The 3,475-nt window shown below is 72.2% G+C and carries 3 protein-coding genes; all 3 read left to right on the forward strand.

Going from position 1 to position 3,475, the window contains the following annotated elements:
• On the forward strand, positions 1–467 hold a 467-nt coding region (locus tag G6023_RS03890), incomplete at its 5' end, for a TrmH family RNA methyltransferase (RefSeq protein ID WP_182634138.1).
• Positions 464–2,125: an ABC-F family ATP-binding cassette domain-containing protein gene (locus G6023_RS03895; RefSeq protein WP_182634139.1), complete on the forward strand. Its 1,662-nt coding sequence runs from the start codon at positions 464–466 to the stop codon at positions 2,123–2,125. The genes G6023_RS03890 and G6023_RS03895, both read left to right, overlap by 4 nt.
• Positions 2,126–2,244: 119 nt before the next feature.
• Positions 2,245–3,294 carry a phenylalanine--tRNA ligase subunit alpha gene (gene pheS, locus G6023_RS03900; RefSeq protein ID WP_182634140.1) on the forward strand — a complete coding sequence of 350 codons (1,050 nt, stop codon included), beginning with the start codon at positions 2,245–2,247 and terminating at the stop codon, positions 3,292–3,294.
• Positions 3,295–3,475 lie beyond the last annotated feature (181 nt).

The raw sequence follows: 3,475 nt of genomic DNA on the forward strand, positions 1-3,475 counted from the left end.
AGCCCCGGTTGGTCGCCGTCGGCCAGGCGCTGTCCGAACCCGGCAACGTCGGCACCCTGGTCCGCGTCGCGGACGCGCTCGGGGCCGACGCGGTCTGGCTCACCGAGGGGGCGGCCGACCCGGAGAACCCCAAGGCGGTCCGGGCGTCCGCCGGCAGCCTGTTCCATCTCCCGGTCGTGCGGGGGATCGCCGAGGACCACCTGATCGACCGGGCCCACCGGGCGGGACTGCAGGTGGCGGTCGCCGATGCCCACGGCGAAGTGGACGTCGAGCGGGCGGACGAGGTCCTCGCCGAGCCGACCGCGTGGATCTTCGGCAACGAGGCCCACGGGGTGCCCGAGCACCTCGCCGCGCGCGCGGATCTCCGCGTCCGCATCCCCATCCGTGGAAGGGCCGAGAGCCTGAACATCGTCACCGCCGCCTCCATCTGCCTCCACACGAGCGCCCGGCTGTTGGCGGGATCGTGACCGCGACTCTCACTGCCCGCGGATTCGGTGCCACCCGCGGGGCGCGGACCCTGTTCGACGGGCTCGACCTCGTCGTCGCACCCGGAGACGTCTGGGGTCTCACCGGACCCAACGGTGCCGGAAAATCCACCCTCCTCCACGCGCTGGCCGGCGACCCCGTCGCCGAGATGACGGGACAGCTCACCCTCAGCCCGCCGGACGCCACAGTCGGGCTCCTCCGACAGGAGGTGGAGCGCGACGACGACGAGGTGGTTCGCGACTTCCTGCACCGCGTCACCGGCGTCGCGGACGCGCTCGCGCGGATGAACGCGCTGGCGGAGCAGATGGCGGACTCCGACTCCGCCGCGGACGCCTACGGGGACGCCCTGGAGCGCTGGTTGGCGCTCGGCGGTGGCGACCTCGACGAGCGGATCCCCGTCACCGCAGCCCGGCTGGGGCTCGACGACACGGTCCCGGACCTGCCGATGTCGGCGCTGTCGGGAGGGCAGGCCGCCCGCGTGAACCTCGGCGCCGTGCTGCTCAGCCAATACGACATCCTGCTGCTGGACGAGCCCACCAACGACCTCGACCTGGCGGGGTTGGCCGTCCTCGAGGAGTTCATGCAGGCCGAACGGCGCCCGATGGTGGTGGTCAGCCACGACCGCGAGTTCCTGGCCAGGTGCGTCACCGGCATCGTCGAACTGGACTCGGCCCAGCAGCAGATCGCCGTGTTCGACGGCGGCTACGAGGCGTACCTCGCCGAACGGGCGCTGGCACGGCAACGGGCGCGCGACGCCTACGAGGAGTACGCGGGCCGGGTCGATCAGCTGAAGGACCGCGTGCAGACACAGAAGTCCTGGCTGGACAAGGGCGTGCGCAATACGATGCGCAAGACCGGCGGCAAGGACGCGGAGCGCGACAAGCACATCCGGAACCGGGCGGGCCAGCGCTCCGAGAAGCAGGCCGCCAAGATCTCCCAGTCCGAGCGGGCGATGGAGCGCCTCGAGGTGGTCGCCGAACCCCGCAAGGAGTGGGAGCTGCAGATGGTGATCGCGACGGCGCCCCGCTCCGGTTCCGTGGTGGCCGTGCTCGCCGAGTCCGTCGTGCGCCGCGGCGACTTCGTCCTCGGCCCGGTGACCCTGCAGATCGATGCCGGGGACCGGATCCTCATCAGCGGCTCCAACGGCTCGGGCAAGACCACGCTGCTCGCCGCGATCACCGGGGAGCGGTCGGTCGACTCGGGCCGCGCGACCGTCGGGTCGGGGGTCCAGCCCGGGACGGTGGACCAGGCACGGACGGAGTTCGGCGGGCCGGACCCGCTGCTGGACACGTTCTGCGTCGCCGCCGACCCGGCCGGCCTCGACCCCACCGAGGCCCGCACCCTGCTCGCCAAGTTCGGGCTCGGTGGAGAGCACGTCGCCCGCGCCTGCGCGTCACTGTCACCGGGGGAGCGGACCCGTGCCGCGCTGGCCCTCCTGCAGCAGCGCGGGGTGAACCTGCTGGTGCTGGACGAGCCGACCAACCATCTGGACCTGCCGGCGATCGAGCAACTCGAGCAGGCCGTGGACGCGTTCGGCGGCACGGTCCTGCTCATCACCCACGACCGGCGGATGCGGGACGCCTTCCGCGCGACCCGCGAGCTGCTGGTCGACGCCGGGTCGGTGCGGGAACGACGCTGACGGGGCTCCCCCCGGCCATCGCCGGGGGGAGCGGGGGCGGGACCGGGGATCGACTAGTCTTGGCCCCGATGCGGGGCGGTCGACGGAAGTCCGCCGTGACGGGGAGGACGAGGGCACCGGTGAGCGAAGACACAGGCGAGGTCCGGATCGACGAGGAGTCGCTGGCGCGGTACTCCGCGGACGCCGAGGCCGCGTTCGCCGCCGCGGCGGACCTCGAGGCGCTGGCCGCCGCCAAGACGGCGCACCTCGGTGACCGCAGCCCCATCGCGCTGGGTCGTCGTACCCTCGGCTCTCTCCCCAAGGAGCAGAAGGCGTCCGCGGGCAAGGCCGTCAACGTGGCACGGACCCGGGTCCAGCAGGCGTATGACTCCCGTCTAGCCGAACTGCAGGCCGAGCGGGACGCCGCCGTCCTCGTGGCCGAGACGCTCGACCTGACGGTCCCGTCGGGGCGCGCGCCGGTGGGCGCGCAGCACCCCATCACCATCATCACCGAGCAGGTCGCGGATGTGTTCGTGGCCATGGGGTGGGAGATCACGGAGGGGCCCGAGGTCGAGGCGGAGCACTACAACTTCGATGCGCTCAACTTCCTTCCCGACCACCCGGCGCGCACCCTCCAGGACACCTTCCACATCGCGCCCGAGGGCAGCCGGCAGGTGTTGCGCACCCACACCTCGCCGGTGCAGATCCGCACCATGCTCGACCGGGAACCGCCGATCTACGTGGCCTGCCCGGGCCGCACGTTCCGCACCGATGAACTCGACGCCACCCACACCCCGGTGTTCCACCAGGTCGAGGGCCTGGCGATCGACAAGGGGCTGACCATGGCGCACCTGCGCGGCGCGCTCGACGCGTTCGCCCGCGCCCTGTTCGGTCCGGAGACCCGCACCCGGATGCGGCCCAACTACTTCCCGTTCACCGAGCCCTCCGCCGAGGTCGACGTGTGGTTCCCGCGCAAGAAGGGCGGCGCCGGCTGGGTCGAGTGGGGCGGCTGCGGAATGGTGCACCCCAACGTGCTGACGGCCTGCGGCATCGACGCCGAGGAGTACTCGGGCTTCGCGTTCGGCATGGGCCTGGAGCGCACCCTGCAGTTCCGCAACGGCCTGTCCGACATGCGCGACATGGTGGAGGGCGACGTTCGCTTCTCCCTGCCGTTCGGCATCCGCTCCTGACCCGCCGCATCCACCCCCACCCCAGAAGACGAAGGACCCCACAGTGCGAATTGCGCAGTCCTGGCTGACCGAGATCCTGCAGCGGGCCAACGACGGCTGGTCCGTCAGCCCGGCCGAGCTCGACGCCGGTTTCGTGCGCGTCGGCCTCGAGGTGGAGGGCGAACCGGAGCAGTTGCCCGAG

Source organism: Dietzia sp. DQ11-71 (assembly GCF_014144995.1).
GTDB classification, from domain to species: Bacteria; Actinomycetota; Actinomycetes; order Mycobacteriales; family Mycobacteriaceae; genus Dietzia; species Dietzia kunjamensis.